At 67.6% G+C, this 6425-nt stretch carries 3 protein-coding genes, 1 tRNA gene and 3 pseudogenes; 4 read left to right on the top strand and 3 right to left on the bottom strand.

Going from position 1 to position 6425, the window contains the following annotated elements; all coding sequences use genetic code 11:
* Positions 1-1177, bottom strand: a pseudogene (gene hrpB, locus AC2W7C_RS12095) (ATP-dependent helicase HrpB); the annotation flags it as partial.
* A gap of 154 nt (positions 1178-1331) precedes the next feature.
* Between hrpB and AC2W7C_RS12090 the strand changes: the two are divergent.
* Together AC2W7C_RS12090 and AC2W7C_RS12085 are read left to right on the top strand one after the other, a co-directional pair.
* Positions 1332-2242, top strand: a pseudogene (locus AC2W7C_RS12090) (amino acid permease).
* A complete protein-coding gene (locus tag AC2W7C_RS12085) occupies positions 2200-2988 on the top strand; it encodes an APC family permease (protein WP_486001664.1) in 789 nt (262 codons plus the stop codon). Before AC2W7C_RS12090 ends, AC2W7C_RS12085 begins: the two are co-directional and overlap by 43 nt.
* A 65-nt stretch (positions 2989-3053) precedes the next feature.
* Here AC2W7C_RS12085 and AC2W7C_RS12080 read toward each other — a convergent pair whose 3' ends face one another.
* A complete protein-coding gene (locus AC2W7C_RS12080) occupies positions 3054-3914 on the bottom strand; it encodes a hypothetical protein (protein WP_486001663.1) in 861 nt (286 codons plus the stop codon).
* Positions 3915-4102: 188 nt separating this feature from the next.
* On the opposite strand from AC2W7C_RS12080, the gene AC2W7C_RS12075 reads away from it, so the two are divergent.
* Positions 4103-4187 (top strand) — tRNA-Leu (locus AC2W7C_RS12075).
* 103 nt (positions 4188-4290) lie between these two features.
* Here AC2W7C_RS12075 and AC2W7C_RS12070 read toward each other — a convergent pair.
* Entirely contained in the window at positions 4291-5016 is a 726-nt protein-coding gene (locus AC2W7C_RS12070) for a hypothetical protein (RefSeq protein ID WP_486001662.1), read from the bottom strand.
* Positions 5017-5211: 195 nt separating this feature from the next.
* On the opposite strand from AC2W7C_RS12070, the pseudogene AC2W7C_RS12065 reads away from it, so the two are divergent.
* Positions 5212-6284 (top strand): annotated as a pseudogene (locus tag AC2W7C_RS12065) (PA0069 family radical SAM protein).
* Positions 6285-6425: the final 141 nt, after the last annotated feature.

Genomic DNA, 6425 nt, shown 5'->3' with positions numbered 1-6425 from the left:
CCTCGGCGAAGACGCCCGGCGGGCGGCGGGTCCAGCAGGGCCAGGCCGTCGGGCGAGCGCGCACCCCAGCGGGCCAGGTCCAGGGTGAAGGCGGTCAGGTCGGCCTCCAGGATCTCGGGCCGCTGATGGGGAACCAGGCCGCGGGTCTGTTCCTCGTCCCACAGCCGGTAGCAGACGCCGGGCTCGATGCGGCCCGCGCGCCCCCGACGCTGTTCGGCCGACGATCGGCTGACGCGTACGGTGGCCAGCCGGGTCAGGCCGCTCGACGGCTCGAAGCGGGGCACGCGCGACAGGCCGCCGTCGATGACCACCCGGACGCCCTCAATGGTCAGGCTGGTCTCGGCGACCGAGGTGGCCAGCACCACCTTGCGGCGGCCGGACGGGGCGGGCTCCACCGCGTGGTCCTGATCGGCCTTGTCCATCGCGCCGAACAGGGGCGTCAGATCCACATCGGCCGGCAAACGGTCCGCCAGCGCCCGGGCGGTGCGATGGATCTCGCCCTGCCCCGGCAGGAAGGCCAGGACCGAGCCGCCCTCTTCCGCCAGCGCCTGGCGGACGGCGCGCGCCATGGCGTCCTCGAACCGCTCGGCCGGATTGCGGCCCAGGTAGCGGGTCTGGACCGGGAACATCCGGCCCTCGGCCTGGATCACGGGCGCGGCCTCCCCCGCGTCGTCGGCCAGCAGGCGCGACACGCCCTGGATGTCCAGCGTCGCCGACATCACCAGGATCCGCAGGTCTTCGCGCAGCAGCCGCTGGGTCTCGCGCGCCAGCGCCAGGCCCAGGTCGGCGTCCAGGCTGCGTTCGTGGAACTCGTCGAACAGGACCGCGCCCACGCCCTCCAGCCCCGGATCGTCCAGGATCATGCGGGTGAAGACCCCCTCGGTGATCACCTCGACGCGGGTGCTCGGCCCGATCCGGCTCTGCAGCCGGGTGCGGTAGCCGACCGTCGCGCCCGGCTGTTCGCCCAGGGTCCTGGCCATGCGGTCCGCGCCGCCCGCGCGGCCAGGCGGCGCGGCTCCAGCACCAGCACCTTGCCCTCTCCCAGCCACGGCTGATCCAGCAGGGCCAAGGGGACGACCGTGGTCTTGCCCGCGCCGGGCGGGGCCGCCAGCACGACGGCCGGGTTCGCCGCCAGGGCGGCTTTCAGCGGGTCCAGGACGGCGTGGATCGGCAGCATGGCTGCGGTCTAGCGGCAACGGCCCCGTTCACGAAAGCGTCGTCTCGCCTTCACCATTCGGAAACCGCGTTGCCAGTCGGGGCAGGCGCCGCTAGCGTCCGCGCCATTGAAGGCGGCCCGGGGAGGGTTCGCCGTGTACAGGGGGCGTGACTCGATGTCCGCAGAAGGCCTTAGGCCCAAGGGGAACCGCCTGTTCCTCAAGAAATCCGTCGTCCAGATCCAGAAGGAAGCAGCCCGCAGCGAGCTGAAACGCACGCTGGGCCCGATCAACCTGATGAGCCTGGGCATCGGCGCCATCATCGGCGCCGGCATCTTCGTGCTGACCGGCCAGGTGGCTTCGGCCAACGCCGGCCCGGCGATCATGCTCAGCTTCATCGTGGCCGGCATCGCCTGCGGCCTGGCGGGCCTGTGTTACGCGGAACTCGCCTCGACCATGCCGGTTTCCGGCTCGGCCTACACCTACGCCTACGGCACCCTGGGCGAGGTCTTCGCCTGGATCATGGGCTGGCTGCTGGTGCTGGAATACGGCGTCGCCGCCTCGACCGTGGCCGTCGGCTGGTCCGGCTACGTCGTCTCGATCCTGTCGGACTTCGGCATAAGTCAGCAGATATTCCCGGTCATACAGTACGCTGGCGGCGAAGGGCCCCAGTGGGCGACCCCCCTGGTCCAACTGGTGCAGGACGCCGGCGCCACCTCCTTCCCCATGACCGGCACCTTCAACCTGGTCGCGGCCATCGGCATCGCCGCCGTCTGCGGCCTGCTGGTGCTGGGCGTGTCGGAATCGGCGAACATCAACAACATCATCGTGGTCATCAAGATCATCGTGCTGCTGACGTTCATCGCGGTGGGCGTGAGCTACATCAACCCGGCCAACTGGCAGCCCTTCATCCCGCCGGCGAAGGCGCGGGCCGGTTCGGCGTCGACGGCATCTTCCGCGGCGCGGCGATCATCTTCTTCGCCTTCTACGGCTTCGAGGCCGTCTCGACCGCCGCGGCCGAGGCCAAAGAACCCGTCCGAAGGACGTGCCGATCGGCATCCTGGGCGCCCTGTTCGTCTGCACCCTGATCTACATGGCCGTGGCCGCCGTCATGACCGGCGTGGTCCCCTACCTGGAGCTGGCGTCGCCGGCCCCGATCGCGGTGGCCATCGACCGCATGGGCCTGGAATGGGCCAACCTGCCGATCACCCTGTCGGACGGAAAGCCGCTGAACGCGATCAGCTTCCTGATCAAGATCGGCGCGATCACCGGCCTGTCGTCGGTGATGCTGGTGCTGTGCTACGGCCAGACCCGGATCTTCTACACCATGGCCCGCGACGGCCTGCTGCCGAAGGCCTTCTCGGTCGTGCACCCCAAGTTCCGCACGCCCTGGATCGGCACCATCGTCTTGGGGATCCTGATCGCGATCGCGGCGGCCTTCCTGCCGATCTCGATCCTGGGCGACCTGGTGTCGCTGGGCACCGCCACGGCCTTCTCGATCGTCTGCCTCAGCGTGATCTACCTGCGCGTCAAGCACCCAGAGATGGAGCGCCCGTTCCGCGTCCCCGGCGGCGTGGTCACCGCCGCCCTGGGCATCCTGGCCTGCCTGTTCCTGGCCTACAACAACCTGAAGCCGATGATTCAGCACGCGCTGGACGACAACCCCCTGCCGCTGATGCTGCTGGGCGGCTACGCGGCCATCGGAGCGGTGATCTACATCGCCTACGGCTTCTGGCACTCGAAGCTGGCCAAGGGGATCGACGTCGTCGAGGACGCCGCCCTGGAAGGCCCGGTGGAAGCCATGGCCAAGGGCGTGGACAACACCAAGGATTGATCTCCGGACCAGTTCGAAAAGACGAAGGCCCGGGAGCGATCCCGGGCCTTTTTCGTAGCCGCCGGCTATTCGAACGAGGCTTGGCGAGCGGCGCGGACCACGAAGACGCCGTTCGCCTGCATGAACCGGGGCGGCACGTCCTCCAGCGGCGTCACGTCGGTGCGCGACACGTACTCGCCCCGGCCGTCGTACCAGAGCCCTTCCGGAGGCGTCGGCGTCCGCAGGGACTTCCAGACGATGATCACCGGTCCGAAGTCACCAGTCTGCAGTCTGGCCATGAACGCGGGAGCGAGTTCCGCGCCGTACTGGACGTTGATGACGTCGCCCGAGCGCGCGAACCGAAGGACGCCGCCCTCGCCGAGAGCGACGGGCCTGGGATCGGGCACGCCAAGGTTGGCGCTGCTGCGCGCACGATCATGCCGGACCAGTTCGATATCCAGCTCGTCGCGATATCGGATGCGGACCGAACGACATCCCGTGCGCTCGGCGTCCGTCATGATCGTTTCGATCCACCGGGCGGTCACTTCGCGGTTCTTCTCGGCCAGCCAATCGACGACATGGTCGACGGGGGTCTCGGGCCGGGTCGAAAGAGCCTTCAACTTCGCGAGGACGCCGTGACCGCCGAACACCAGCGCGACGGCCATGCTCAGCAGCCCGGCCGTGTCGGCCACCGTGCCGAGCGTTTCGCGCCAGTCGGTTCCGTCCCTGGTCGCGACCGCGACCTGAATGACCTCGAAATGGGCGGGCAGCAGCTCGAAGGTGAGCGGCAGAATGATCGATCCGCGGCGTATCGGAGCGGCGATGACCGCCCGGGCGGTCATGTCGTTCAGGTCTTCGGTGGCGCCCTCTCGTCGCTCGGTCCCGGCGAGCACCGTCACCACGGCGTCCCTGAGCACCGCTTCCAGCGCCGTGACCAGACGGTTCACCGGTTCCCAAGGCGCCCGGTCCGGTTCGTCAAACAGGATTTCAACTACGTCGTTGCTCGCCAAGCCGCCGCTCCCTCGCCAACCGCAGGTAGGCGAACCGGATCGCCGACGTCAACGCGTGACAGGCCAGCGCCCCGCCCGCGGATTGCCTTCGTCCCGATTCCGGCTAGAAGGCCCATCGAACCTATGCGGATGTGGCGGAACTGGTAGACGCACTGGATTTAGGTTCCAGCGCCGCGAGGCGTGGAGGTTCGAGTCCTCTCATCCGCACCATGGGTCTTGAGAGCGGTTAATCCGCCTCGCTCTCCGCCCTGAAAATCGTGCCCGTCAAGGCTGCTGATCTCGGCTGCAAGCAGCGCGGCTGGACGCGGCCAAGTCAAACCGGATCACCGGCGAGAGGGCCAATCACCTGATATCCGTCCCCGGAAGGCTCCATTTTGAAACCGACCGAGTTCTCCCTTAGCCGTTCGTCCACATAGGTGACGGATACGCTGAAAGGCGTCGGCGGCCCCACGACTGTGCGCCCGAAAGGCATTCGTTTGCCGGACGAGCAGATATCTTCGCTCACGGCCGGCCGCGCGCCATCGACACGCAGCCGCAGCTTCGTGCATGGCTTCCCGTGATTCACAAGCTCAAAGGCGTGTCGGAAACTTCCGTCCGATTTTGCTGTACGGCGCCAGTACTCCAGAGAGAACTTCGGTTGGGCGTTCCGGGCCGTCTCAAGGCGCTCCTGCTCAAGCCTCTGGTTCTCGAACAAGAGCTGATCTCGGGTAACGCTTACGAGCTCGCGCTGTTGCTCCACTGAGTTCCGAAGCTCTTCCCCCTGGAGCCACAGCGCCTCTCCGCTATGACGGAGCTCCTTTCCTTGCTGGAAAAAGCCAAGAACGAGCCACAAAAACGCAAGCGGGGCGAAGGCGCCCGCAAAGAAATCGCCCATCTCGTTCGGCTTGAGCGCTGCGAACTCGCTGGCCGCACCTAGCGCATAGGCGCCAAGCACCGCCATCCAGGCGACTGTAAGGACGAGTCCCGCGACGTTGAGCGTATTGCTTGCCTTCGGCGCCTGTCTGCCGTCTGGCGCGGCGGCTGGGTCGGCTGAATTCATCCTATGCCTCCGACTCCATCGGTGATGCCGACCTCCAGTTCTGAGGAAGCCAACCGAGCGTCTGGATATGTCCAAGCGATTCTATGCGGCTTGTCCAAGGGACGGTCAGGTCGCGACTTCGTTCCCCCGCAGACAGAGAGCACTCCAACGAGTAAATGTTCTTGCTTTGTTCGCAAGCTCGGTTACCTTCTCCTCATGGCCGAGGCATCAAGGGGACGGGGCGCGCGATCGAACGCGACGGGGCGCTACGAACCCGAGACGGTCCAGGCCTTCGACGACGGCTGGGAGGATACGGACGCCGAGGTCGCGCCGCTGCGCACGACGCTGACGCCCGAGCACGCCCGGACCATCATCGCGAAGAACACCAGTCCGGACGTCGGTTTCGACCGGTCCATCAATCCCTACAAGGGTTGCGAACATGGCTGCATCTACTGCTACGCCCGTCCGTCCCATGCCTACATGGGCCTATCCCCGGGCCTGGATTTCGAGAGCCGGCTCTTCTTCAAGCCCGAGGCCGCGCGTCTGCTGGAGCAGGAGCTCTGCAAGCCCCGGTATGTCTGCAAGCACATCCACATAGGCGGCAACACCGACCCCTATCAGCCGGTGGAGCGGGACCTGAAGTCCACGCGATCGGTGCTGGAGGTGCTGCAGCGCTTCCGCCACCCGTTCAGCATCATCACCAAGTCGGTGCTAATCGCCCGCGACGCGGACATCCTGGGCGCCATGGGGCGCGAGGGGCTGGCCGCCGCCCTGGTGTCGATCACCACCCTGGACCGGGGCCTGGCGCGGGCGATGGAGCCACGCGCCTCCACCCCCGCCAAGCGGCTGGAGGCGGTGGCCCGGCTGGCCGACGCCGGCGTCCGGTCGGGGTGGGCTTCGCTCCGGTGATCCCCGGCCTGAACGACCACGAACTCGAAGCGGTGCTGGAGGCGGCGGCCAAGGCGGGGGCGACCTGGTCGATGTATGTGACCCTGCGTCTGCCGCTGGAGATCAAGGACCTGTTCCGCGAGTGGCTGGCCGACGCCCGGCCCGAACGGGCGGCGCGCGTCATGTCCCTGGTGCGCCAGACCCGCGGCGGCCGCGACTACGACCCCGACTGGTCTCAGCGGATGAAGGGGACCGGCCCGGTCGCCCAGCTGATCGAGACCCGCTATCGCGCGGCGGTCAAACGCTACGGCCTGGACGGCCCCCGCCCGGTGCTGGACACGACCCGCTTCCGCGTGCCGCCGGACATGAAGACGCAGCTGGACCTGTTCGACGCGGCCTGAGCCCCCCGGGCGCCGCCCTCTCCCACTAGATTCAATCGACATTCAGTCGATAGCCTTGGCCTCTCCGATCCTTGTTTTCCGTCATGGCCGGGCTTGTCCCGGCCATCCAGGATCGCGATCGGGGCCCTTGGAGGTCTCGAC

The sequence above is a fragment of the Brevundimonas sp. CURTG3B2_SDJG genome (genome assembly GCF_057364705.1).
The sequence above is the reverse complement of the archived record's forward strand: the minus strand, read 5'-3'. Positions and strand labels throughout refer to the sequence as shown.

Bases quoted from the DNA above. Each gene is read 5' to 3' on its own strand.
- AC2W7C_RS12070 (WP_486001662.1), bottom strand. From the start codon at position 5,016: ATGAATTCAGCCGACCCAGCCGCCGCGCCAGACGGCAGACAGGCGCCG.